Source organism: Paraglaciecola arctica, assembly GCF_018861065.1.
GTDB lineage: Bacteria > Pseudomonadota > Gammaproteobacteria > Enterobacterales > Alteromonadaceae > Paraglaciecola > Paraglaciecola arctica_B.
This window is the reverse complement of sequence record NZ_JAHKQO010000007.1, coordinates 220,707-244,791: the sequence shown is the minus strand read 5'-3', so window position 1 is coordinate 244,791 and position 24,085 is coordinate 220,707. Positions and strand designations below refer to the sequence as shown.

Genomic DNA, 24,085 nt, shown 5'->3' with positions numbered 1-24,085 from the left:
GACCATGGCTAAGCAACAAAATTTTGCCTTAGGGCAACGTTGGCTCAGTGACACCGAGACTGATTTAGGTCTTGGTACTATTGTACAAATTGAATCACGCACAGTTACGGTGCTGTTTCCTGCTACAGGCGAAACTCGTGTTTATGCCGCGCAAACGGCTCCATTGACTAGAATTGAATTTTTGGTGGGCGACAATGTAAAAAGTCACGAAGGTTGGGAGTTATTGGTTGAGCAAGTTCAACAAAATGACGGTCAACTTATTTATATTGGACATCGAATTGATAATAGCGAAGCGGTTACCTTAAAAGAAACCTTCATTGATCACCATTTTCAGCTGAATCAGCCTGAACAGCGATTATTAAATGGTCAGTTTGACGACCCCAAATGGTTTGAGTTGCGTGAGCAGTGTTTATCTCATCAATTTGAACATAACACCTCCTCTTTACTAGGCTTCGTTGGCGCCCGTGTCGATCTTATTCCTCATCAATTACACATTGCATCAGAAGTGGGTCGACGTCATGCTCCTAGAGTATTATTAGCTGATGAAGTTGGTCTAGGTAAAACCATTGAAGCGGCGCTTATTATCCACCAGCAGCTACTAACAGCTAGAGCCCAACGAGTATTAATTGTGGTTCCCTCTAGTTTGGTACACCAGTGGTTAGTTGAAATGTTGCGTCGTGTAAACTTAGCCTTTTCTGTATTCGATGAAGAGCGATGCGAAGCCATGTCTGACGACTCTGGCAATCCGTTTGAAGCAGAACAGCTGATCATATGTAGTCTAGATTTTTTAACCCACAATAGTCGTTATTACCAACAAGCATTAGAAGCTCAGTGGGATTTAATGGTGGTAGATGAGGCGCACCACCTAATTTGGTCTGAGGGGCAGCCGTCGCAGCAATACCAAGTCATAGAGGGTTTAGCGAATGTGACTAAAGGTGTGTTACTGCTCACAGCCACTCCTGACCAACTTGGCCACGAAAGTCACTTTGCTAGGCTTAGACTGCTCGATCCCGCGCGTTTTCATGACTATCACAGCTTCGTGTCTGAAGAAAAACAATATAGTCAACTAGCCGACGCTATTGGTCCCTTGCTTAGCGGTGCAAAACTTAGCGATGACAATATTCAAGCTATCGGCCAATTTGCAGCACCTGAGATGTTAGAGGATATCAATAGGTCTGGAATCAGCGCTAAAACCAAACTACTGCATACGTTATTGGATCAGCATGGCACTGGACGTTTGTTATTTAGAAACAGTCGAGCGGGTGTCAGTGGGTTTCCAACTAGAAAGTTATTTGAATACTCTTTGCAGCAACCAATTGAATATTCTTTGTTACTAGCTGAAGACCCTAACAACTTGCAATTACAGTTGACCCCAGAAAGACATCCAGATGTCGTTAATACTTGGGTTAATTTTGATCCTAGAGTTGAGTGGTTTATTAACCAATTAAAATCACTAAAAGGTGAAAAAGTGCTAACCATTTGTGCCAATGCCAGCACCGCTTTGCAACTGTCAGAAGCTTTACGTATCAAAGCGGGTACCCGTTCCACTGTTTTCCATGAAGGAATGGGAATAGTTGAACGCGACAGAGCTGCCAATTATTTTGCTCAGTCTGAAGAAGGAGCTCAAGTGTTGATTTGCAGTGAAATTGGCAGCGAAGGCCGTAATTTCCAGTTTGCTCATCATTTAATTTTGTTCGATTTACCTTTAGTACCTGATCTTCTAGAACAACGAATTGGCCGCCTTGACCGAATCGGACAAAAACACGATGTGTGTATTCATGTACCGTACTTTGATATGTCGGCTCAACAAGTGTTGCTCGATTGGTATCATCAAGGGTTGGGAGCTTTCGAACATACCTGCCCGACTGGTATGACTGTTTACGAAGAAACCCAAGAGTTGTTGCATGCCTGTATTCAAGATCCCAACGATATCCCAAAATCACAACAGCTAATCAACCAAACGGCGAGTTTACACCGGCAACTTAAACAAAAACTGGAGCATGGCAGAGATAAATTACTTGAACTTAATTCATCTGGTAAAGGCCGCATTGATGGCCTATTAGACGAAATTCTGCAAGCCGAGCAATCTCCCAAATTAGAACTATTTATGACTCGGTTATTTGATGCTATTGGCTTATTACAAGAAGACCATGGTGAGAGTTGTTATTTGTTGCGCCCTACAGAAACAATGATTAGTCCTCTTCCTGGATTGGACGAAGAAGGCATGACTGTTACCTACGAGCGCACCACAGCAACACTTTTAGAACATGTCACTTTCTTAAGTTGGGATCATCCAATGATTCATCATGCTATGGATATGTTGACCACAGATATTATCGGCAAAAGTTCCGTTGCTTTTTGTAGCAATAAAAGCAAACCCGCTGGCGCTTATTGGTTAGAATGCCTTTTTGTACTTTCAGCAAAAGCGGCTCACGGCCTTCAACTGTCGCGTTTTTTACCACCCACTCCAATAAAAATATGCGTTGATGCCAATCTAACTTTGGTGAACAGCCAATTTATTCAGTTAGAACCGGTATTACCCAAAATGGGGAATCAGTTAATCAGCGCCTTAAAATCGCAATTAGAAAAGTGCTTGGACACCGCCCAACAGCATGCTGAACAACAATCACAAATAGTGAAAACTAAACGAATAGACCAGATGCAAGAAATGTTAGTTACAGAGCACGACAGACTGCAACGCTTACAAAAAGTGAACCCTTCTATTCGTGATGAAGAGATTGAACACATTGCGAACCAAATCAATAGTCTAAAAAATATCATGAGCGACGCGAAGTTAAACCTCGAAGCGGTCAGGTTAATTGTAAACAACCCTAAATAGGTACTATCGGATGGCCCTTCTTAACTATACCCCCCCAACCAATCCGTATTTGCAAATCATTACACAAGATGACGATATTTTAGTGCTCAATAAACCTAGTGGCCTATTAAGTGTTCCAGGAAAGGCTAAAGAACATGCAGATAGTTTACAAACCCGCGTACAAAGAGTATTCCCTTGTGCAACTGTGGTTCATCGCTTAGACATGGCAACGTCAGGATTAATGGTAATGGCATTAAATAAGCCAGCCCATAGGCATATTTCCAAACAGTTTGAGCTACGTGAAACATGCAAAACCTATCAAGCTATTGTATTTGGAAAAGTGCAGCAAGATGCAGGAGAGATAAATTTACCTCTTATTTGTGATTGGCCAAACCGTCCAAAACAAATGGTAGACCATGAACGCGGTAAAAAGGCACTCACACATTGGCAAGTACTTGAACGAAACAATCACACAACCAGAGTGGAGCTAAAGCCAGTTACTGGCCGCTCACACCAACTAAGAGTGCACATGTTAAGTATGCAGCATCCTATTATAGGTGACCGACTATATGCCCATGAAGAAGCATTAAGTATGGCAAGTAGGCTAAACTTACACGCAATGCGCCTGAGTTTTCGCCATCCAGCCAACGAACAACTGTTACATTTTGAGTCACCGGTGCCGTTTTAATGGACTAACTACACACTTTCTTTCCGATGTTCATGGCGTAATATTCCAAACATATCCATGTCATGAAAATCATGATTCCAGTAACATTTTCCTCGTAACTTACCTTCGAAATGAAACCCTAAACGTTTTACTAATTGTTGTGACGGTTTATTGGTTGGCAAAATAAGTGCTTCTACACGATGCACGTAAAAATGAAAACTGTCTGCAAAGATAAAATCCAAAATACTCGCGACTGCTTCAGAAGCCAATCCCTTTCCCCAATAATCTTTAGATAACTCGTAGCCCACAACGGCACTATGATCAAATTCGTTCCAATTGGTATAGCCACACGTACCAATACATTTTCCGCTGGATTTATCGCGTATTGCCCATCTAATTCCAGTATTACTGGCAAACCTTGCATCAAAATATGCGATCAATTGGTCGGCTTCTTCAATGGTTTTAAAGCGTTCTACATCATAGTGCTCAACAGTTTTGGGATCTGAAAAAATAGCGAATATAGTGTCGCGATCCTCTACTGTGAGCTTATTGAGTAACAATCGCTGAGTCTCAATGATTGGAAATTTCAGAATGGTCACCAAACCTGTATTTTAAAAATGACTGTGCGTTCATTATTAACTAAATTATGTCGAGTGCAAAACTAAAGAACTACTTATGTCTTTCCGATAACCTAGTTGGGTTACTTAATCAGAGTTATTATCGTTATTAAATTTCTGCTTTTATTTATTCTAGTCACGTTGTGCTTCCAAAGTTATGGAGCCCCAGATAAACAATTACTAAGAAGATTGGATATTCAGCGTGGATTATTTTCTGACACTTACCAAAGCTTTGAAATAAATGATCAGCCGGTCATATATGTATTGCGAGAAAATTCCACAGCCATTACTCGTGGAGTAGCGGTTATGATTGCAGACACAGGCGTCCCCATCACAAGCCAAGAAGGGTTTTCACCATTAGCTAAGGAACTCAACAAAATTGGCTGGGTCACTATTTTACTTCCCGCTCCAGACGCTGGATTTACCCCAACAATAATAGATGTAGAACAGGAGCCTAATCCAGTCGAGAATGAGGACATAGCGGCTGGGACCGAGCCCGTTTCCGCAACCGAATCTCAAGAGCTAAGCCCCACCGAAACAGCAGAGAATTTGGATATCAGTCAATCAGCGGTATCCGCGATCGACAATGTCGCTTTTATAAAACACGAACAACAATTGGTTGCACTTTTGCAAGCTGTTATTGAAAAAGCCAAAGAATACCCCGGTTTCTTGTTGGTCATCAGCAAAGGAACAAGTGCGGCGTGGTTAAGTAAAATTTACGCAGAAAAAACCGTTGAAAACCCCGATGCATTTGTTGCTATTAGCCCTTTTTGGCCTGATAGAAAACACAATCAACGCCTACCAATTTGGATTGCTAACACTACAATGCCAGTATTGGATCTGTTTAGTGGCGGAGACAATGGATGGGCACAAATGACGGTGGCAGAACGCCAAATAGCAGCAGTCAAAGCGCTAAAACTGCAGTATCGACAAAGAAAATTGTTGGGTTTCAATACCTCTGCGCATCATAGCGGCTACGTTAGTAAAGAAATTTATGGTTGGGTAAGCCGTATGGGCTGGTAACCAACCTTAATCGATGCGCCTCCCTATCACCTCATCAAATGAAGCGAGTTTTAAGAATCCTTTCTATTGTCTGTAAAAATAAAAATTCTAGCTATACTTGATCACAATTGTCGCCATCATATTACACAGGTTAAGTTAGTGCCTACAGTGAGCCATTTTGTACATCGTAAGTCCAAACAACTGGCATATTATGTCCGTGGATTTTTACAACACAAGATCCCCTATTCTGAGTTAGATTTGTTTTTTTGGGATACTATGGAGGAGTGGGCACAAATTAAAAAAGGAAAAAATCTACCTTACGAAAACACTGAACAAGTGTTTTGGCATTTATTACATCAAGTACACTACTGGCCTAAAAAGGCGCTCACTGAAGATCTCTATTTAAGAGGTGAACTAGAAACCTGTTTATGCTGCCTAGAAAGTGATGGTGATTATCCAATGCCCCTAGACTGCATCGGTATAAGACCCTAGACCACCTGCTCTTTGTCTGCCTCTTCACCTTGTTTACTATTCCAAGGTGCGATTTTAAGCAACATCAACATACCCGGTATAGCGCAAACAAAACAAATAATAAAAAACTGTGTGTAACCTACAGACTCTATTATGAAACCAGTGGTCGCACTAACAAAAGTACGGGGGATAACCGCGATACTAGAAAATAATGCAAATTGTGTAGCCGTGAAGTTTTTATTGGTAGACTTTGCCATATAGGCAATAAGCGCAACGGAACCTAAGCCAACACCTAAGTATTCAAAGCCGCTAGCAATAGCTAGCATAAGATGATTGTATCCAATGACGGAAAGTAATACATACCCCAAGATGGAAACCAATTGAAATACACCAAAAATCCATAAACTTCGATTGATACCCAACTTAACCATCGCTAAGCCCCCCAGAACTGTTCCAACGGTAGCACCAATTGTTTTAGATATTTTTGCGATTGAACCAATTTCTACTGTTGAAAACCCCATGTCCATAAAAAATGGCGTTTCTAAGGCAGTAGCCATACTGTCGCCTAGTTTGTACAAAACCAAAAACAGCAACACCCAAACAGCTTGCTGCCAACCATCTCGTTGAAAAAACTCCTTAAAAGGCTCAACAACCGCAATACGCATTGTTTGTGGTTCGTCTCCGGGTTTAGATGACTCTTTGATCAAAAGAGTAGTGATTAAGCCAACTAACATAAACACCGCAATACTCAAATGGGCCACTGACCAAGGGAAAAAACCTGCTAAGATCATCGCCAATGAACCAGGTATAAATGACGACAATCTATAGGCTTGCGCATAAAAAGCGTTACCTGCGCCTAGTTCATCGTCTGGTAATATTTCTCGCCGATAAGCATCAATCACAATATCTTGGCTGGCGCTAAAAAAAGAAATCGCCGAAACAATCAGTATAATCTGACTGAGCTGAGTAGCTGGATTAAACAAAGATAAAGCACTCATCAATGCAATTAACATGATTTGTGTTACAAACATCCACCCCCGACGTCGTCCAAAAAACGGCAACACAAATCGGTCCATCACTGGTGACCACAAAAACTTCCACGTATACGGAAACAATACTAGATTGATTAGCCCAATGGTTGATAAATCAACTTCAGCGGAACGCAGCCAAGCCGGTACAAATTGAATAAGTAAATAAAGAGGTAAGCCAGAAGAAAATCCTGTCGTAATGCATATTAACATGCGCTTATTCAAGATCGCTTCTTTGAGGGTTTTGTTAGACATTAAGACACGCTGTTGTTATTAGTTTTATTTAAGACGCTTGCGACTTGCAGACATGATATAGATTTATACAGCAAGAACGACCCGGTTCCTACCTGACTCTTTTGCCTGATACAAAGCTTTGTCGGCTGAGTCTAACCATTGAGTACTGTCGCTATGAGTTTTTGTAAAAGCGGCAATACCAATACTGATTGTAAATGTAATATCAATTTCATCATATTTCACTGTGCATTTCTCAACCAAGCGGCGAATACGTTCCGAAACGAACTCAACATTAGCAATAGGTGTATCTGGCAAAAGAATCACAAATTCTTCCCCACCGTAGCGGCCAGCTATATCGGTTTCGCGGATCGCTTTTGTAATAATATCAGCTAAAGCCTTTATCACTTCATCGCCAGCAGGATGACCGTAAGTATCATTAACTTTCTTAAAATGATCTATATCTAACATAATAAGTGTTGATGGATTATCACTGCGAATACTTCTTTTATATTCCATAACAAACTGTTCTTCCCAGAAACGTCTATTATACAGTCCCGTTAAGCCATCTACTCTGCCAAGTTCTTCAAGCTGACTATTAAGAGACTGCATATCCAATCGAGTGACGGCTTCGTCGGTGACATCATATATCACCAGACACACCTGCTCTACTTCTCCAGTCAACGAAGCTAATGGAAAGATCGTAATATTCTGGTACATAAAATCTGCTTGCGAGGTGATAGGCCGATTACAGTCAAAATGAAATAAATAAGGCCGTTGTTCCCAAATAATAAACACTGGGCTTTTTAAAGAAAACGCTGGTGCGGCCTTACTAGTAAACCACTGTTGATCAATTTCAGGGAAAAATTCGAATAGATTTTTGTCTTGGATCATCCCAGGCACTATGCTGCTGTGGTTCTCCATGAACTGATTCCACACTTGTACATTAAAATTTTTATCTAAAACCACGATCCCTACCTCAATCGAACCAAGGAGATCATGTTTCCAATGCATTTCTTCCAGACTACTGTCTACCGCCATAAAATCAGACCTTAATTTTGATATGTGACAAGTTTATCGAATACTAAGTCGATAGATTTGTTGGGAAATAACAACAATAAATCAAAGCTTATGTCCTGACTCTTGATCGAATACGCAATTTCAATAGCCAACATATCTTCTTTTCTATGGGTGGTGTTTTTTAAAATATCATCCAAATCGCAGTGTCTACCCAAAATGATGGGATGGTTATGACTAAATACCGAATGTAGCTGTTCAGACAACGCTCTTAAGCAGGCGCCTATTAATATGTTTGAAACATCCATCAGCGCTTCTAGCTCTAAAGAACTGCTGTTGTTATTACCTGAATATTTCAACAACTTCACCATATTACCAAAGTTGGAATCGTTGAAAATCACCAAGGCTTCCCCGTTAATACCTGCACTTATAAAGCCTTGTGAAACGGCAGATACACTCTCGTTGCGTTGAATGTCAGCTATCGCCATATGAAGTTCAGTATTGGTGATCAAATTTACATTTGGGATAGGCAAATCAATAAACTCACCTAGCAACTTAGCCAGGCTTTCTCCTGCTTGTCCCATAGCGACATTGGCCATTTCGCGGTAAGCATCTAACTTTTCTACTATAGAGTTTTCAGCTGCGGGTTCAACATCTGTAACGCGCTTGTTAGCTGAAGCCTCTCCAGTATATAAACCAAATTGAATCAGAATTTCTGCCAACTTTGCGTTGTCAGTTGGCTTACGGATAAATTCAAGGGCACCTAACGCTAACATTCGCTTGCGTGCCTCGGGTTGTACGTCTCCAGAAACCACTATCACCATAGTGGGTAAATCTTCATCTTTGATTGCTTGCATGGTCTGATAACCATCCATTACAGGCATGTTTAAATCCAAAAACATCACGTCCGCTTTTCCTGCTCTGATCAACTCCAATGCTTCTTGCCCGTGTTCGGCAAAGCTTATTTCGACATCCCAGCCGTCAGGAATAGATCTTTGCATTTGTTTACGTGCAAAACTTGAATCATCACAAATAAGTACAGGAGTAGTCATATGAAAATTGTCACCTGATTGTGGTCTACCTAACGCCCAATTTATATGGCAATTGGCGCTTTGATGTGGTCATGTGCCTGATAGTCTTGTAATTCGAAATCTTTGATTTCAAAAGCAAAGATATCGCTAATACTAGGATTGATTTTCATTTTCGGCAAGGGGTAAGGTTGCCGAGTGAGTTGTAATTTTGCTTGTTCCAAATGATTCAAATATAAATGTGCGTCACCTAAGGTATGAATAAAGTCTCCCACCTCTAAATCGCAAACTTGCGCTAACATCATAGTCAACAAGGCATAACTGGCAATATTAAAGGGAACGCCCAAAAATATGTCGCCACTACGTTGATATAACTGACAAGATAACTTCCCTTCCAACACATAAAACTGGAACATGGTGTGACAAGGTGGTAACGCTTGCCTGCCTTGCTCTGCGTTTTCTTTGGGAGAAAAACTAGTATCGGGCAAAACAGCTGGATTCCAAGCGCTAACTATTAATCGCCGTGAATCAGGATTATTTTTGATTTGTTCTACTAACTCGCTAATTTGATCAATAACCTGACCGTCTGCACCTTCCCAACTACGCCACTGTTTTCCGTATACGGGTCCTAATTCACCATCATCTGTGGCCCATTCATCCCAAATTTTCACATTATTTTCGGTTAGGTAAGCGATATTTGTTTCGCCTTTCAAAAACCATAATAGTTCATGAATGATGGAGCGTAAGTGGCACTTTTTAGTGGTAACCAAAGGAAAGCCGGCACTTAGATCGAAGCGCATTTGATAACCAAATACGCTTAATGTTCCGGTTCCAGTGCGGTCTTCTTTTTTTACACCTGTGTCCAATACATGTTGCATTAGCTGTAAATATTGTTGCATTCTGCTTAATCTCTTAATAGGTTAAAATTTATTATTTATATACCGGCGCGCATCAAACCGCCCAACCCAACTGATTCAAGATAAAGGTTTATTTCTTCACGTACATCTTTAGGATTATTTAAGGTCAGTACCTTAGCCAACAATTGTTCGGCACTGCCGCGGTGAATATTGCGAATAATCCATTTTACTTTAAGTAGATTATGATTATTCATACTAAGTTTTCTGTAGCCCATTGCCAACAACAACACGACCCCACCCGGTTCCCCAGCCAATTCACCACATACAGTGACAGGTACTTGTAATAGGTCAGAATGTTTCGCAATAGTATGTAGAGCACTTAGCACCGCTGGGTGGTAACTGTCATATAAATCAGCTACCCGTGCATTATTGCGATCTACAGCTAACAGGTATTGCGTTAGATCGTTACTGCCAACTGAGAAGAAATCTACAATTTTGGAAAGTTGCGGTAATTGGTAGAGAACTGCTGGCACTTCCAACATCACCCCGATTTTAGGCATGTGAAGCGTTTGTTCCTGCTCTTGGGCTTCTTCTTCAACTTCATGGAATGCTTGTCGAATAAGACGTTTTGCCTCACTTACTTCACTTACGGAGGTGATCATGGGCAACATGATACCTAAATTCTCCAAACCGATACTGGCTCGGAGCATTGCTCTAATTTGAACTAATAAGATTTCCGGATGATCTAAGGTTAGACGGATCCCACGCCAGCCAAGAAAAGGGTTTTCTTCTGATATAGGAAAATACGGTAAAGGTTTGTCTCCCCCTACATCTAAGGTACGCATGGTAAAAGGTTTATTAGGTTCGGCTTCAAGTAAGCCTCGGTAAAGTTCTACCTGTTCTTGTTCAGTCGGAAATCGTTCTCGCATCATAAAAGGGATTTCGGTGCGGAACAGCCCCACTCCATCTGAGAAGGGATTATCATTTGCTTCGGCTTCCAGTGATAATCCGGAATTAGTAAACAAGCGTATTTCACAATTATCGGTGGTAATAGCCGGTAATGAATCTTCAGAATGTATACGCTCAGATAATAATTGCTCTTCGAGCAATAACTGCTCGAACTCTCGTCTTATAGTGGTATTCGGTGAAACAATCACGTCACCAGTGTAACCGTCGAGTAAAATTTCTTTATCGTGCAGCAAAGCAATAGGTATATTGCTCAGGCCCATAACAGCAGGCACTCCCATGGCTCGAGCCATAATAGCTGCGTGGGAGTTATTTGAACCACGCATAGAAACGATGGCTACGAGCTTTTCTTTAGGAAACTCAGCTAACATCACGGCAGTGACTTCTTCAGCAATTAAGATGGCATGCTCAGGGATTTCGCGCTTTTCGTTTTTGACCGCAGTAAATCCCAAGATATTGGCCAGCACCCTATTGCCCATATCTTCAACATCTACAGCGCGTTCGCGCATGTACGGGTCATTCATAGCTTGAAATTGACGAATATAGTTCTCGACAACCATTTTCAAAGATGTGGCCGCATCCCACCCGGATTTAATCTCTTTTTCTACGTCCCTACCCAAACTATTGGCATCGAGTAAGTGATAATACAGCTGAAAAATCGCGCGTACATCGTCAGGCACTTCACCTTGCATACGCTCTGACAACACTGCCATATCTGCTTGAGTTTGTTTTACTGCATGTCGGTAGTTCTGCACTTGTACTTCATGATCTTCACTGCGCTTAGGTACATGACTGTGAATGCTGACCATCATGTTTTGTAGATAACCCACACCACTTGCTAATCCAGATGAACCAGGCACACCTTTTAAAGATTTTTGCCAGTCTTTGGGGATATTTTCTTGTAATAAGTTAATTGACCCACGGGCTTTTGCATTAGCGATTTCAACAGCCAATTGCATCGCTAGTGTTACCAAAAAGGCTTCTTCGTTTTCACTAAAGCGTCTCTTGCGTTTTTGCTGTAGCGTCAACACCCCCAAAACTTTACGCTGATGGATGATTGGGGCACCTAAAAAAGCATGGTAATTGTCTTCTTGAACTTCAGGATAGAACTTAAAGCGAGGATGTCTTTGCGCATCACTTATATTGAGAGGTTCTTCACGCTGTCCAATTAGGCCAACTAGCCCCTCTGAAAAACCAACTGATACTTGACCAACAGCAGCCTTTGCTAAGCCTTTAGTCGCCACCAACATAAAGTGTTGCTGCTCATAGTCAGCTAAATAAATACTACATGAGTCAACTTTTAACGCTTCTATTAACCTATTTGCCAAACAACTCAAGGCATCATCAAATACGGGAATTTGATTCACTTCTTGAACGATACGTTTAAGCGTAGTTAGCATAAAACTTGTTTATCTCTCATGAATATCTGGTTAATTAGGATCTGGTGACCATTCAAATGTCGCCAAGATTTCCTTAAAATATACTTTATCAAGGCGAAACCTATGAAGTTTGGCCGTCCAAATAAACGGGTTTTAACGCCGACTGAGTGCGTTTTGAGGAAAACCCTTGGGACTGGACCATCCATTCCCTTACAAATGAATGGTCAATAATTTCTAAGCCTTTCTGCGCCGTTTTGACTTTTGATAGCCACCTTGGTTTTGCACTACCGAATCTGGCATTGCTGTTGCTGAAAACTCCTTCATCACGCGACGGTAAACGTCCCGTTTGAAAGAAACAACATTGCGAACTGGGTACCAAAAGCTGACCCAGCGCCAGTCGTCAAATTCAGGATGGCCTGATTGTAATAAGTCCACATCCTCTTCTTTACAGACAAGTTGCAGTAAAAACCATTTCTGCTTTTGTCCGATACAAACAGGATTGCTTCCTTGCCTAACCAACCGTTTAGGCAATTTGTAACGCAACCAATTTTTGGTGACCCCCAGAATTTTTACATGTTCCGGCTTTAACCCTACTTCTTCATGGAGTTCGCGATACATTGTTTGTTCAGCAGTTTCACCTTCATCGATTCCGCCTTGCGGAAACTGCCAAGAATGTTGCCCATAACGTCTAGCCCAAAAAACCTGGCCTAACGTATTGCAAATCACTATACCAACATTGGCGCGGAATCCTTCGGCATCAATCACTTAGACTCCCGAGAACTCAATTCTTTTAATGTCATGCATTCTTCCATAAACTACCGTGCATTCAAAGGAATAAAAAAAGTATTCAATAAGTAAAAGTATCCAAATGAAACTATTTAGCATGCCAAATACCGAACCTAAATCTAAGCTAGAGTTAATGCAAAGAGCGTCAGCGTTAGCAGGACTCACCTTAGGAGAAGTAGCAGAGTTGGCTCACGTAAAAGTCCCCAATAACTTCAAGCGTGAGAAAGGCTGGACGGGGCAACTGCTGGAGCTGTGCCTCGGAGCAAGTGCTGGCTCTAAATCCCAACAAGATTTTGCCGGTTTAGGTGTAGAATTAAAAACGATTCCCATTGACGAGCAGGGCAAACCTTTAGAAACGACTTACGTTTGTTTTGCACCTCTTACAGACATTGCGGGTATAGAATGGCAAACCAGCAGCGTTAAAAATAAGATCCAACAAGTACTTTGGGTTCCTATAGATGGAAGGCGAGAAGTTCCGCCACAAGATAGATGTATCGCGACGCCATTTTTGTGGTCACCGGACAAAGAACAAGATCAACAGTTGCAAACTGACTGGGAAGAATTAATGGAAATGATCGCCCTTGGTCACATAGAAAAAATAACGGCTAGGCACGGACAATACTTGCAATTAAGACCAAAGGCCGCCAATGGCAATGTTTTAACCAAAGCAGTAGGGAACAATGGACAGATTATTGAAACCAGACCAAGAGGGTTTTATTTAAGAAAAGAGTTCACTGGAAAAATTCTTCAGGCTTTTTTCAATAACGAGTCACATTAGCGATAAGAATGAAGATAAAAATCAATCATCCAGACTTATCGCCAATCAATGTTGCACGAATGAGTTACCTTAGTGAGCTTAGTTAGCTTGGAGTTCTTAACACCATGAGTCTAATCTCAGTCATATCTTCCATGGCAAAGGTGATCCCTTCACGACCAAGACCTGATTCTTTCACACCACCATAAGGCATATTATCCACGCGCCAACTAGGTACGTCACCAATCACCACACCACCCACGTCTAATTCATCCCATGCTTTATGGGCTTTATAGATATCACGTGTGAATACACCGGCTTGTAAGCCAAACTGACTGTTGTTTACCTCGATTAGCGCTTCATCAAAATCACTGAATGAGCTTAATACTGATACTGGGCCAAACGCCTCTTCGGTGTTGATAGCGGCATCAGCGGGTACGTTTTCAAGCAAGGTCGCTTGCAACATATTTCCGTCACGTATACCGCCACATAATAAATTAGCACCGGCAGCGACCGCTTCTTGAATCCAAGTGTCTAAACGTGATGCTTCAGATTCAGAAATCATCGGGCCGATAAAGGTATCTTCTTTTAATGGATCACCATGTACTAGGTTAGCGACTCGATCGGTATAACGTTTTTTGAAATCGTCATAAATAGATTCATGTACAATTACCCGCTGCACGCTGATACAACTTTGCCCTGATTGGTAATAAGCACCAAATACGATACGTTCGATGGCATCATCTAGATCAGAGTCGTGGTCAACCACACAAGCAGCGTTGCCACCTAATTCTAAGATCACTGGCTTTTTACCGGCTTTTGCTTTTAAGTCCCAACCTACCTGCGGTGAGCCAGTAAAACTAAGCAACTTAAATCTGTCGTCAGTAGTGAATAAATCAGCACCATCTCGACTACAAGGCAAGATTGAAAACGCACCTTTAGGTAAATCAGTTTCTGCTAAAATTTCACCAATGATTATCGCACCCAATGGCGTACGACTAGCAGGCTTAAGTACAAATGCACAACCTGTAGCAAGGGCCGGTGCAATTTTATGAGCCGCCAAATTTAACGGGAAGTTAAAGGGCGAAATAAACGAACAAGGCCCAATCGGGACACGTTTGTATATGCCTGTATAACCTTTGGCACGTGGAGTAATTTCAAGGTTTATTACCTCTCCATGCATACGCACAGATTCCTCTGCGGCAATACGAAAGGTATCAATTAGGCGCGTAACTTCACCGCGCGCATCTTTAATGGGCTTACCTGCTTCAATACATAACGCATGGGCAAGTTCATCAAAACGCTCTTCAAATCGTTTTACACAATGGTTGATAATATTTTGACGCTCATAAGGTGCCATTTTATTCAGTAAAGGCTGACTGGCCTCTGCTGCTGCAATGGCTTGGTCGATGACTTTAGCATCGGCCATTGCCGCATGGGTTGCTACTTCGTTGGTGTATTTATTGGTGATTTCCAAATCTTGATTGGCAAAAACAGCTTCATTGGCCAAATAATAGGGATAGGCTTTCTCTAACATATTTGCTCCTTAAACGGCTTCACTTCGAATGCGAAGAGTTTGATTAAGTGTTTCATCATTTAATGTGTAATCAACAGGTACATCAATTAAATGGACGCCAGGTTCGGCTAAACATTTTTTAACTTGTGGTAACAAACCAGCAGCTGAATCAACTCTCCAGCCGAAACCTCCATAACTTTCTACATATTTGACAAAGTCAGGGTTGCCGTAATCCAAACCAAAGTTCTCAAACTCCATATTGGCTTGTTTCCACTTAATCATACCGTAGGCATCATCACGTAAGATGATTACTACTATATGTAACTTGAGGCGCACTGCGGTTTCTAATTCTTGGCTATTCATCATAAAACCACCATCACCACACACGGTAATAACTGGCTTAGTTGGGTTGACCATTTTCGCTGCCATTGCAGACGGTAGGCCCGCCCCCATTGTGGCCAATGCGTTATCTAACAATAACGTGTTAGGCAAAGCAGCTGGATAGTTTCGTGCAAACCAAATTTTATATACGCCGTTATCTAACGTCACTATGCCGTCATTGGGCATAGCTTCGCGTATATCTCGAACAAAACGCTCGGGCAATATAGGAAAACGATCATCATTTTCGCTTTCAGCTTTATGCTCTAAGTAAGCATTATGAGCTTTTCTAAAGAAACTAAAGTCCCAGTTGGGTTGTGAGTTAATTTGTTCTTTAAGCTGCCAAATAGTGTTAGCAATATCACCTACTACTTCTAACTGTGGGAAATAAACCGGATCAACTGCTGCTGGCTCGAAGTTAATGTGAATAACCTGACGACCACCATGTTTCATAAAAAATGGTGGTTTTTCTACAACATCATGACCAACATTTATGATTAGGTCGGCACTATCAATAACACGATGAACAAAGTCCCCGGCTGACAACGCGGTGTTCCCCATAAACAAGTCGTCACTTTCATCTAATACACCTTTGCCCATTTGTGTCGTCACATAGGGAATACCCGTTTTATCAACTAACTCTTTCAGCATTTTAGAGGTTAATTTACGGTTTGCTGCCGCACCAATTAACAATAACGGGGACTTAGCCGCTTCAATCATTTCAACTGCTTTATAAATTGCTTTATACTCAGCAATTGGGCGCCGACTGATACTTGGCGTAAGCAAGTGTGCATTAGTTTCTTCAGCAGCGATATCTTCAGGTAATTCAATGTGTGTCGCGCCTGGGCGTTCGTCATGAGCTAGTCTGAAGGCCTCACGAATAGCAGAAGGGATACGATCTCCGCTCACCAACTGAGTGGTGTATTTAGTAATTGGACGCATCATGTCTACGGCATCAATAACTTGAAACCGCCCCTGTTTACTAGTTTTCACTGGCTTTTGTCCAGTGATCATCATCATTGGCATCGCACCTAGTTGTGCATAAGCCGCAGGGGTAACCAAATTAGTAGCTCCAGGCCCAAGTGTGGATAAACACACGCCCACTTTGCCAGTTAATCGACCATAAGTTGCCGCCATGAACCCTGCACCTTGCTCATGTCGAGTTAAAATTAATTTAATTGGTGACTCTCGTAGGGATTCCAATAAATCTAGGTTTTCTTCCCCTGGGATCCCAAATATATACTCGACACCTTCTGCTTCAAGGGCTTTGACAAATAAATCTGACGCTTTCATGGACGCTCCTAATCAAGACTGTAGGGTTAACAAAAAAAGGGCAGGACCTTAGTTTGTCTCTGGTGACATAATCCGCATGTTAGTAGTACTGGTAAAGTATAAAAAATCGATTAGTTAAATCATTTTTTTATATGGAACAAAACTTTACGATTATTTCATCGTTTAAAATAAGCCGTCACTAAGACTTTCACTTAATTTATTTTACTTACTCCTCAACTTTGGAGGCCCAAGGCTGTTCTACTAGATATTGCACAATATCTAACTGTAGTTGAGTTGTTAGGGCATCAGTCAGTATCTTATTAGTTGCATCTTTGTTCTTTCGCTGCATCACTAACAGCCAATCACTGTGCAACTTTTTTACTTTGGTGAGGATAGTATCTAAATGTTCACAAGGAAAATGCTGGGTAAATTTAATTAAACTGTTACTTAGTTCATCAAGTACCAGAGTGATATCGTTCGCTAATTGCTCGCTATATTGGCGTTGTACTTCAACACTAAGCGTTTGAAAAAACTGTAACTTTTCAGCCAACACAAGGGAAAACTCTTGGGCTGATTTTGGCGCGTTGTCTAAAGGTCGTTGTTGATTTTTCCTGAGAGTATTAGCGGGAAAACCATCCAGCAGTCTATATCCTCGAGCGGCTTTGCTTTGCGTACCTATAGAAGTTGGCATCAATGCAACAATAGATTCAGCTAAATCAAAAAGAATCTTGGTATCACCTTGTTTGAGTTCCAGTTCAATTTCACAAATTGGAACACTCTTGCCGCCTGACCTTACTTCGCCTAAATCCCAAACTAACTCTACAACGTCACCTTGTGAATATTCCAGCAAGTATACACTTCGCTGAAAATGGGTGGTGAACAGCGTTTCTAATCCAGCCTGTATATCCTCAACTTCAATACTTTTTGGCCAAGCTGACAGAGGAAACAATCGAAGATCAGGGATTTTAACACTTTGCTGTTTTGATTCGTCTAAATCCACATTGTATTCAGGACGTTGATGCAAGCCACCGATAGAATTCCCTGCGGTTTTTAGGGTTTGTTCATATTTTTGATTAAAGCCCCTTATTCTCAAACCTATATCGTTTTGGCGCAACTTTCTATCGGGTGTATCAAAATAGTGATTCGTTAATACTAGGGTTTGTTGGGTGACGCTAGCATCGAGCTGCGGTAGTAATTTTTTTTCTATAATCTCACCAGCATATTGGTTGGTGAGTAACTTAAGTTCAATTTCGTATTCCATAAAACCTTTTGGGCGGATAAATGTCTGTCTCTGAGTGATGGACTTACCTTAGCGGTTCAAATCCCACTATACAATATAAGAAGTGTCGCAAAAGCGCATCAGTGCTTTAACTGTATTGCTCTAAAAGCAAATAGGCCCTTGCCTTTCTTTTAGCCAAGCAATACCATTTACAGCATATTTTTAGGAGTACGTTTTTTTGATTATACGCAAACAAATAGTTTTACTTTTTTTATTCATTACTTGTAGTTTTTTAAGTGCACAGACACTGGCTCAGGAGCCGAATGATAGCGAAGGTGAAATTCGTTTTATTTCAGATGATTTGTTTACTTATCTGCATGCAGGCCCAGGGCGAAATTTCAGAATTTTGGGCTCAGTAGTAGCGGGGACCCGGGTAACTTTATTGCAAGAAGACACAGAGAAAAATTTTGTGGAAATAATCGATGACAAACAACGAACGGGTTGGGTTGATGCTGAGTTTATTAGTGTCAGCAGCAGTGTTAGAGAATTGGTTCCAGGTCTTCAACAACAAGTACAGAGTGCTGAGCAAACTATCCAACAACAACGCCAAAGTAATGACCTGCTTAATCAGCAAATTGCCGATCTCACATCGCAAAATAGTAACTTAAAGAAAAAGTTAAGTGATGCTGAAAAAGAAAATTTAAAAATTACCCAAACTCTTGCCGATTATGACCAAACTGCACAAATGGAATGGTTTACCCGAGGCGGAATTGTTGCGGTTATCAGTTTACTGTTAGGAATTGTTCTTACCTATTTACCGAAGAAGAGACGCAGAAATGACAATTGGATGTAGAATCTAGTTTTTAAAACAAGTGAGCCGTAACAAGCTCAAAGTATAGCAGGACTGCGCAGAGATTGGATACCACTAGTCCTCTCTTTAAAAGCTATACCTAATAAGGCGATGACGATGAATTGGAGGCAAAAACGATGAAATGGGTGGTGGCGCTATTGTTCACACTATTTTGTTTACTCCAATATCGTCTGTGGTTTGGTAAAAATAGCATTCCAGACTTTATCATTTTGAAAAAAGAAGTGGCCTTACAAGTTACTCAAAACGCTAATTTAAGGCAACGAAATAGCTTATTAAAAGCGGATATTCATGACTTAAAAATTGGTTTGGAAGCGGCGGAAGAACGTGCAAGAAATGAGTTAGGCCTGATAAAACAAGGCGAAACATTTTATCGTATTTTGCCTTCAGTCGATTAGTTTCTATGCCTTCACTTCCCCAATACTCTGCTGTAGTGCCCGCTGCAGGCATAGGCAAACGTATGCAAGCAGAATGCCCGAAACAATATTTGCAGATTGCCGGAAAAACTATCATTGAACATACTCTGACTAATTTGTTAGCCCATGAGCAAATTAAACAAGTAGTGGTAGTGCTCAATGCAAACGACATGTCCTTCGCGCAATTACCCATTGCAAATCATACTAACATTAAAACTGTTATGGGAGGTCAAGAACGCAGTGATTCTGTATTAGCTGGGCTTAATTATCTATCTGAAGATGAAGACTGGGTGTTGGTACATGACGCTGCAAGACCTTGCTTAGCCAAGTCTGACTTAACCGCGCTATTGCAGTTAGCAAACCAAGGCAATGTCGGAGGGATATTAGCCTCTCCAGTACGCGATACCATGAAACGTTCAGTAGGTCTTAAAACAAACCAACAGAATGTTGTCAAATATACGGAGTCCCGCGAAAATTTATGGCACGCATTAACTCCGCAATTTTTTAATTGTGGCACATTGCGCAAAGCCTTAACTGAAGCAAGAAATAAAAACGTCGAGATCACGGATGAAGCATCTGCCATCGAATATCTAGGCGAAAAAGTGATATTAGTTGCAGGGCAAGCCTCAAATATCAAAATAACCCAACCCGAAGATTTGTTATTGGCAGAATTTTATCTGGCTCAACAACAAGCAAAATAACGAAAGGAAGTTGAGTGAAGTATGAGTATAAGAATTGGCCACGGTTATGATGTGCACAAATTTGGAGGAGCGGGTCCTATCGTTATCGCTGGGGTTTCAATTGATCACGTGATGGGTTTACTTGCCCACTCTGATGGCGATGTAGTCCTACATGCCCTATGTGATGCTTTGTTAGGTGCGTTAGCGTTAGGAGACATTGGTAAACATTTTCCAGATACCGATCCGCAACTAGCTGGAGTCGACAGCCGCGAGTTACTTCGACATGTCTACAAGCTTGTGACAGAAAAACACTATCGGCTCGGAAACTTAGATCTCACTATTGTCGCTCAAGCGCCGAAAATGGCACCCCATATTGAATCAATGCGCGCAAATATTGCTGCAGACTTACAAGCTGATGTTAATCAGGTAAATGTGAAGGCGACTACTACAGAAAAATTAGGTTTTGCTGGTCGTAAAGAAGGTATTGCAGCTTATGCAGTAGTGTTATTAACTCAAGTTTCAGACATTGACTGATGCAAATAGATCACTGGCAACACCAATACCCAAAACTCGGTATTTCGGCACAATTAAAATCCACCCCTGAAGACTTTCAAGTGACCGAAATTTTAGGTTATGAACCCATTGGTGAAGGAGAGCACATCTACTTATGGGTGCGTAAAACCGGATTAAACACCGCATATTTAGCAGAGCAAATTGCCAAATTCACTCAATTACCATTGAGGGCAGTTACTTATGCAGGACGCAAAGACAAACACGCGCAAACAGAACAATGGTTTAGTGTGCACTTTCCAGGCAAAGGAGAGTTTGACTGGGCGACATTTAATGAGCCTGGAGCTGAAATACTAAAATCGATACGCCACAATAAAAAACTCCGAACCGGGGTTTTAAAAGGCAATCGATTTAACATCATGCTTAGACAACTATCTAAAACTTCTGGCATCGATGCACGACTACAACAGATACAACGCAGCGGCGTGCCTAATTATTATGGTTCACAACGATTTGGAAGCACACAACATGACCCCAGAGGAGGTAATTTAGTTTTAGCTGATAAGATGCTCAACGGCGAAGCCATTCGTAATAGAAACAAACGTTCAATGGCTATTTCTGCGCTTCGCTCTTGGTTATTTAATGAAGTATTACATCGCAGATTGCAAAATGATTGCTTTAGTCAGGCATTGGCTGGTGATGTGATGCAATTAGCCGGTAGTCAAAGTTTTTTCTGTGCGACTCATATAGACCATAGTATCAAGCAAAGAATAGCTCAGAGAGATATATACTTGTCAGCGCCGTTATGGGGACAAGGACAATTAGCAAGCCAAGGTGCAGCGCTACAGTTTGAAAATGAATTTGCACAACAACACCTCAGTATTACCAATACACTGGAGGAGTTAGGATTAAAGCAAGAAAGAAGGGCCATTAACTTATTTCCAAATGATCTTGAATGGTCAATAACAAATGATACATTAAACCTAAGTTTCTCACTTCCAGCAGGTACCTTTGCGACTTCAGTTCTGCGAGAATTACTTGATGTGCAAGAAAACTCCCTTGTTTAAGTACCAGATACGGATCATACAGTTTTGCAGCAAATAATAATAAGAATAGGCATTAAATGAGAATAACATCACGCAAAGGTGAAAGCCTTGCTCAACTTTTACATAATGAAGGCATTAGCAATACTAAAGTGTTGACCGCTATAGCTAAAATCCCTAGAGAGCTGTTTCTGCCCGACGCCCTAAAACACAAAGCCTATCAAAATACAGCTTTACCTATAGGTCAAGGGCAAACTATATCTCAACCTTACATAGTGGCTCGTATGACAGAGTTATTATTGGAATCAGATAACCAAGCACAAACTGTTTTGGAAATAGGAACGGGTTCTGGCTATCAAACAGCCATACTGGCGCAATTATTCGCTAGTGTTTATTCGGTAGAAAGAATTAAGACATTACAATTTCAAGCGAAGCGTCGTATGAATCAATTGGACTTGCATAACGTTAAAATGAAACATGGTGATGGCTGGTTAGGCTGGAACAGTAAAGGTCCTTACGATGCAATCATAGTCACCGCTGCAGCTCGCTCAATGCCAGAAGAGTTATTGCAGCAGCTCAACGAAGGTGGCCGTTTGATTATTCCTGTTGGTGAGGCAAGTCAACAGTTACATTGTATTACCAAACGAAATGATGAATTTGAATCAAAAATTATTGAAGCGGTCAGATTTGTGCCTTTGGTGGCCGGAGATATTATTTGAAAACCTCTAAAACCATGTCCAGTTATCTAAGCATTGCCGCTAAAGGTATTTTAATGGGTGCGGCAGATTCAGTGCCTGGTGTATCCGGTGGCACCATAGCGTTTATGACTGGCATTTATGAAGAACTCATATTTTCACTTAAACAATGTGGTGTTAGCGCCCTGAAAAAATTGTTCCAAGAAGGCATAAAGGCTACTTGGCAACATATTAATGGAGGGTTTTTGCTGGCGTTATTTGGTGGCGTTATTATCAGTATTCTAACCTTGTCACGTGTGGTTTTATATCTTCTGAATACCCACCCAATTTTATTATGGTCTTTCTTTTTTGGATTAATATTGGCAGCAGTATGGTCAGTCGTTCGACATATAGAAAAATGGGATATTGGTGTTATTACTACTTTCGTAGTGGGTACCGCAGCTGCATATTTTGTTACTACTATTAGCCCAACTACCATAGAAACATCGGGGTTTGTGGTTTTTCTATCTGGAATGATTGCTATCTGCGCCATGATTTTACCGGGAATTTCTGGCAGTTTTATATTACTACTATTGGGTATGTATGCCCCAATGTTGACGGCAGTCAAAGAGTTACAGTTAGCGACTTTATGTATATTTGCCGCAGGTTGTGCGGCTGGTTTATTAAGTTTTTCTCATGTACTAAGTTGGATGTTTAAACATTTTAAGGTCATGACATTGGCACTATTAGGTGGATTTATGTTGGGTTCGTTAAACAAAGTTTGGCCCTGGAAACAAACAATCGAATCAGTCATTGACCGCCACGGAAAAGAAATCCCACTGGTTCAACACAATATCTTGCCGCACTCATTTGAATCACTGCATTCACAGCCTGCGTATATGTGGTATGCCATTGCATTGATGTTAATTGGAATACTAATGGTGATTGTGCTCGAAAAAATGGGACAAAAGCCAGCAGATCATTAATGGAAACCAGCAAGCAAGACAGACTGTTATTTAACAAAAGCTCGATAATTATCGGGACGTTGCTTTGCTGCTTAATCAACGTAAGTTGTTCAAATCGTAGTCGACCCGCTCCAGTTTCTGAGCTGTACCAAGGCAAAACCTTTCGAGACTTTGAACCACAAGCTTACTCAGCTAAAACTTACCGAGTCAAACCGGGTGAAACCTTATATTCAATTGCTTGGTATTCAGGTAACGACTATCGAGATCTAGCAAGAATAAACAAGATCTCTGCTCCTTACCAAATTCAACCGGGGCAAATTTTGACTCTTGTTGAATTGCCAAAGTCAATACCACTAAAGTCGAAGACCAATACTGGTCAGACTTCAAAAATAATTGTAAATCAATCTGTTGACCCTCCTAAAAAGCAGGCGTATGGTGAAAGTGAACACAATGTAAACAAGGATCCAATTGGATCTGCTACCGGTCAATTTCCTGATCGAGTTAAAAGTTGGCATTGGCCTACATCTGAACGAGTTTCACGTGGTTTTTCGGCCAAAGAGCAAGGCAACAAAGGTTTAGATTTTTCAGGAAAACTTGGGATGCCAATTTTGGCAGCCGCCGATGGAAAAGTAGTATACACGGGCGATGCATTACGTGGATTTGGAAAACTAGTCATTATCAAGCATTCTGATGCCTATTTAACGGCCTATGCTCACAATGACAAGATGTTAGTAAAAGAACAGCAGTGGGTTACGGCAGGCCAAAAAATTGCCACTATGGGTAGTAGTGGGACCGATAAGGTTAAGCTTCATTTTGAAGTTAGATACAAAGGAAAATCAATTAATCCTTTGCGCTTTCTACCAAACAGATAATAACAATAAATAAGAATAAATAAGAATAAATATTTGAGGAGAAGTTAAAAA

Annotated in this window: 23 protein-coding genes; 13 read left to right on the top strand and 10 right to left on the bottom strand. The window is 41.1% G+C overall.

Translation table 11 applies throughout. The features are described from left to right. Positions 1–4 precede the first annotated feature (4 nt). Both rapA and KO534_RS03280 read left to right on the top strand, forming a co-directional pair. Positions 5–2,839, top strand: a complete 2,835-nt coding sequence (gene rapA, locus KO534_RS03285; RefSeq protein WP_215927210.1) for an RNA polymerase-associated protein RapA — start codon at positions 5–7, stop codon at positions 2,837–2,839. 10 nt (positions 2,840–2,849) lie between these two features. Next, positions 2,850–3,506, top strand: a complete 657-nt coding sequence (locus tag KO534_RS03280; protein WP_215927208.1) for an RluA family pseudouridine synthase — start codon at positions 2,850–2,852, stop codon at positions 3,504–3,506. A gap of 8 nt (positions 3,507–3,514) precedes the next feature. On the opposite strand, the gene KO534_RS03275 is transcribed toward KO534_RS03280, so the two are convergent. Beyond that, positions 3,515–4,084: a GNAT family N-acetyltransferase gene (locus KO534_RS03275; RefSeq protein ID WP_215927206.1), complete on the bottom strand. Its 570-nt coding sequence runs from the start codon at positions 4,082–4,084 to the stop codon at positions 3,515–3,517. 207 nt (positions 4,085–4,291) lie between these two features. Here KO534_RS03275 and KO534_RS03270 point away from each other — a divergent pair, with 207 nt between their 5' ends. After that, complete coding sequence (locus KO534_RS03270) at positions 4,292–5,125, top strand: DUF3530 family protein (RefSeq protein WP_252731928.1); 834 nt, start codon at positions 4,292–4,294, stop codon at positions 5,123–5,125. Between the two features lie 147 nt (positions 5,126–5,272). Then, complete coding sequence (locus KO534_RS03265) at positions 5,273–5,596, top strand: hypothetical protein (RefSeq protein ID WP_354667900.1); 324 nt, start codon at positions 5,273–5,275, stop codon at positions 5,594–5,596. Here KO534_RS03265 and KO534_RS03260 read toward each other — a convergent pair. The 6 genes from KO534_RS03260 to rppH all read right to left on the bottom strand — a co-directional run bounded on the left by KO534_RS03260 (position 5,593) and on the right by rppH (position 12,846). Beyond that, a complete protein-coding gene (locus tag KO534_RS03260; protein WP_215927202.1) occupies positions 5,593–6,858 on the bottom strand; it encodes an AmpG family muropeptide MFS transporter in 1,266 nt (421 codons plus the stop codon). The two genes, KO534_RS03265 and KO534_RS03260, sit on opposite strands and share 4 nt — an antisense overlap. A gap of 63 nt (positions 6,859–6,921) precedes the next feature. Beyond that, the gene (locus KO534_RS03255) at positions 6,922–7,875 is read right to left on the bottom strand and encodes a GGDEF domain-containing protein (protein ID WP_215927200.1); all 954 of its coding nucleotides are present in this window, start codon (positions 7,873–7,875) and stop codon (positions 6,922–6,924) included. An 11-nt stretch (positions 7,876–7,886) separates the two neighbouring features. Continuing rightward, on the bottom strand, positions 7,887–8,903 hold the full coding sequence (locus tag KO534_RS03250) for a response regulator (RefSeq protein WP_215927198.1): 1,017 nt from the start codon (positions 8,901–8,903) through the stop codon (positions 7,887–7,889). Between the two features lie 41 nt (positions 8,904–8,944). Further along, the gene (locus KO534_RS03245; RefSeq protein WP_215927196.1) at positions 8,945–9,778 is read right to left on the bottom strand and encodes a thymidylate synthase; all 834 of its coding nucleotides are present in this window, start codon (positions 9,776–9,778) and stop codon (positions 8,945–8,947) included. A 35-nt stretch (positions 9,779–9,813) separates the two neighbouring features. Further along, positions 9,814–12,102, bottom strand: a complete 2,289-nt coding sequence (ptsP, locus tag KO534_RS03240; protein WP_215927194.1) for a phosphoenolpyruvate--protein phosphotransferase — start codon at positions 12,100–12,102, stop codon at positions 9,814–9,816. Positions 12,103–12,315: 213 nt separating this feature from the next. Then, a complete protein-coding gene (gene rppH, locus KO534_RS03235) occupies positions 12,316–12,846 on the bottom strand; it encodes an RNA pyrophosphohydrolase (RefSeq protein WP_215927192.1) in 531 nt (176 codons plus the stop codon). Positions 12,847–12,949: 103 nt separating this feature from the next. On the opposite strand from rppH, the gene mutH reads away from it, so the two are divergent. After that, positions 12,950–13,645 (top strand): DNA mismatch repair endonuclease MutH, encoded by a 696-nt coding sequence (mutH, locus tag KO534_RS03230; RefSeq protein ID WP_215927190.1) that lies wholly within the window; start codon positions 12,950–12,952, stop codon positions 13,643–13,645. An 82-nt stretch (positions 13,646–13,727) separates the two neighbouring features. Here mutH and KO534_RS03225 read toward each other — a convergent pair whose 3' ends face one another. The 3 genes from KO534_RS03225 to KO534_RS03215 all read right to left on the bottom strand — a co-directional run bounded on the left by KO534_RS03225 (position 13,728) and on the right by KO534_RS03215 (position 18,048). Continuing rightward, on the bottom strand, positions 13,728–15,158 hold the full coding sequence (locus tag KO534_RS03225; protein WP_215927187.1) for an aldehyde dehydrogenase family protein: 1,431 nt from the start codon (positions 15,156–15,158) through the stop codon (positions 13,728–13,730). A gap of 9 nt (positions 15,159–15,167) precedes the next feature. After that, complete coding sequence (locus tag KO534_RS03220; RefSeq protein WP_215927185.1) at positions 15,168–16,808, bottom strand: acetolactate synthase large subunit; 1,641 nt, start codon at positions 16,806–16,808, stop codon at positions 15,168–15,170. Between the two features lie 205 nt (positions 16,809–17,013). Further along, positions 17,014–18,048 carry a CYTH domain-containing protein gene (locus KO534_RS03215; protein ID WP_215927183.1) on the bottom strand — a complete coding sequence of 345 codons (1,035 nt, stop codon included), beginning with the start codon at positions 18,046–18,048 and terminating at the stop codon, positions 17,014–17,016. Positions 18,049–18,244: 196 nt separating this feature from the next. Here KO534_RS03215 and KO534_RS03210 point away from each other — a divergent pair, with 196 nt between their 5' ends. From KO534_RS03210 to KO534_RS03175, 8 genes are all read left to right on the top strand, one after another. Then, positions 18,245–18,859 (top strand): TIGR04211 family SH3 domain-containing protein, encoded by a 615-nt coding sequence (locus tag KO534_RS03210; protein ID WP_215927181.1) that lies wholly within the window; start codon positions 18,245–18,247, stop codon positions 18,857–18,859. A gap of 134 nt (positions 18,860–18,993) precedes the next feature. After that, positions 18,994–19,272 (top strand): cell division protein FtsB, encoded by a 279-nt coding sequence (ftsB, locus tag KO534_RS03205; RefSeq protein WP_215927179.1) that lies wholly within the window; start codon positions 18,994–18,996, stop codon positions 19,270–19,272. Positions 19,273–19,277: 5 nt separating this feature from the next. Continuing rightward, a complete protein-coding gene (ispD, locus tag KO534_RS03200; protein WP_215927177.1) occupies positions 19,278–19,991 on the top strand; it encodes a 2-C-methyl-D-erythritol 4-phosphate cytidylyltransferase in 714 nt (237 codons plus the stop codon). Between the two features lie 21 nt (positions 19,992–20,012). Continuing rightward, the gene (ispF, locus tag KO534_RS03195; protein WP_215927175.1) at positions 20,013–20,504 is read left to right on the top strand and encodes a 2-C-methyl-D-erythritol 2,4-cyclodiphosphate synthase; all 492 of its coding nucleotides are present in this window, start codon (positions 20,013–20,015) and stop codon (positions 20,502–20,504) included. Then, the gene (truD, locus tag KO534_RS03190) at positions 20,504–21,547 is read left to right on the top strand and encodes a tRNA pseudouridine(13) synthase TruD (RefSeq protein ID WP_215927173.1); all 1,044 of its coding nucleotides are present in this window, start codon (positions 20,504–20,506) and stop codon (positions 21,545–21,547) included. The genes ispF and truD overlap by 1 nt, the downstream gene beginning before the upstream one ends. Before the next feature lie 56 nt (positions 21,548–21,603). Then, positions 21,604–22,242, top strand: a complete 639-nt coding sequence (locus tag KO534_RS03185) for a protein-L-isoaspartate(D-aspartate) O-methyltransferase (protein ID WP_215927171.1) — start codon at positions 21,604–21,606, stop codon at positions 22,240–22,242. After that, positions 22,239–23,183 carry a DUF368 domain-containing protein gene (locus tag KO534_RS03180; RefSeq protein WP_354667899.1) on the top strand — a complete coding sequence of 315 codons (945 nt, stop codon included), beginning with the start codon at positions 22,239–22,241 and terminating at the stop codon, positions 23,181–23,183. Before KO534_RS03185 ends, KO534_RS03180 begins: the two co-directional genes overlap by 4 nt. Next, a complete protein-coding gene (locus KO534_RS03175; RefSeq protein WP_215927169.1) occupies positions 23,183–24,034 on the top strand; it encodes a peptidoglycan DD-metalloendopeptidase family protein in 852 nt (283 codons plus the stop codon). Before KO534_RS03180 ends, KO534_RS03175 begins: the two co-directional genes overlap by 1 nt. Positions 24,035–24,085: the final 51 nt, after the last annotated feature.

Coding starts and splice junctions, on each gene's coding strand:
- KO534_RS03245 (WP_215927196.1), bottom strand. CDS start 9,778: ATGCAACAATATTTACAGCTAATGCAACATGTATTGGACACAGGTGTA.
- KO534_RS03255 (WP_215927200.1), bottom strand. CDS start 7,875: ATGGCGGTAGACAGTAGTCTGGAAGAAATGCATTGGAAACATGATCTC.
- KO534_RS03280 (WP_215927208.1), top strand. CDS start 2,850: ATGGCCCTTCTTAACTATACCCCCCCAACCAATCCGTATTTGCAAATC.
- KO534_RS03185 (WP_215927171.1), top strand. CDS start 21,604: ATGAGAATAACATCACGCAAAGGTGAAAGCCTTGCTCAACTTTTACAT.
- ptsP (WP_215927194.1), bottom strand. CDS start 12,102: ATGCTAACTACGCTTAAACGTATCGTTCAAGAAGTGAATCAAATTCCC.
- KO534_RS03175 (WP_215927169.1), top strand. CDS start 23,183: ATGGAAACCAGCAAGCAAGACAGACTGTTATTTAACAAAAGCTCGATA.
- ispD (WP_215927177.1), top strand. CDS start 19,278: ATGCCTTCACTTCCCCAATACTCTGCTGTAGTGCCCGCTGCAGGCATA.
- KO534_RS03225 (WP_215927187.1), bottom strand. CDS start 15,158: ATGTTAGAGAAAGCCTATCCCTATTATTTGGCCAATGAAGCTGTTTTT.
- KO534_RS03250 (WP_215927198.1), bottom strand. CDS start 8,903: ATGACTACTCCTGTACTTATTTGTGATGATTCAAGTTTTGCACGTAAA.
- truD (WP_215927173.1), top strand. CDS start 20,504: ATGCAAATAGATCACTGGCAACACCAATACCCAAAACTCGGTATTTCG.
- ftsB (WP_215927179.1), top strand. CDS start 18,994: ATGAAATGGGTGGTGGCGCTATTGTTCACACTATTTTGTTTACTCCAA.
- mutH (WP_215927190.1), top strand. CDS start 12,950: ATGAAACTATTTAGCATGCCAAATACCGAACCTAAATCTAAGCTAGAG.
- ispF (WP_215927175.1), top strand. CDS start 20,013: ATGAGTATAAGAATTGGCCACGGTTATGATGTGCACAAATTTGGAGGA.
- KO534_RS03260 (WP_215927202.1), bottom strand. CDS start 6,858: ATGTCTAACAAAACCCTCAAAGAAGCGATCTTGAATAAGCGCATGTTA.
- rapA (WP_215927210.1), top strand. CDS start 5: ATGGCTAAGCAACAAAATTTTGCCTTAGGGCAACGTTGGCTCAGTGAC.
- KO534_RS03220 (WP_215927185.1), bottom strand. CDS start 16,808: ATGAAAGCGTCAGATTTATTTGTCAAAGCCCTTGAAGCAGAAGGTGTC.
- KO534_RS03215 (WP_215927183.1), bottom strand. CDS start 18,048: ATGGAATACGAAATTGAACTTAAGTTACTCACCAACCAATATGCTGGT.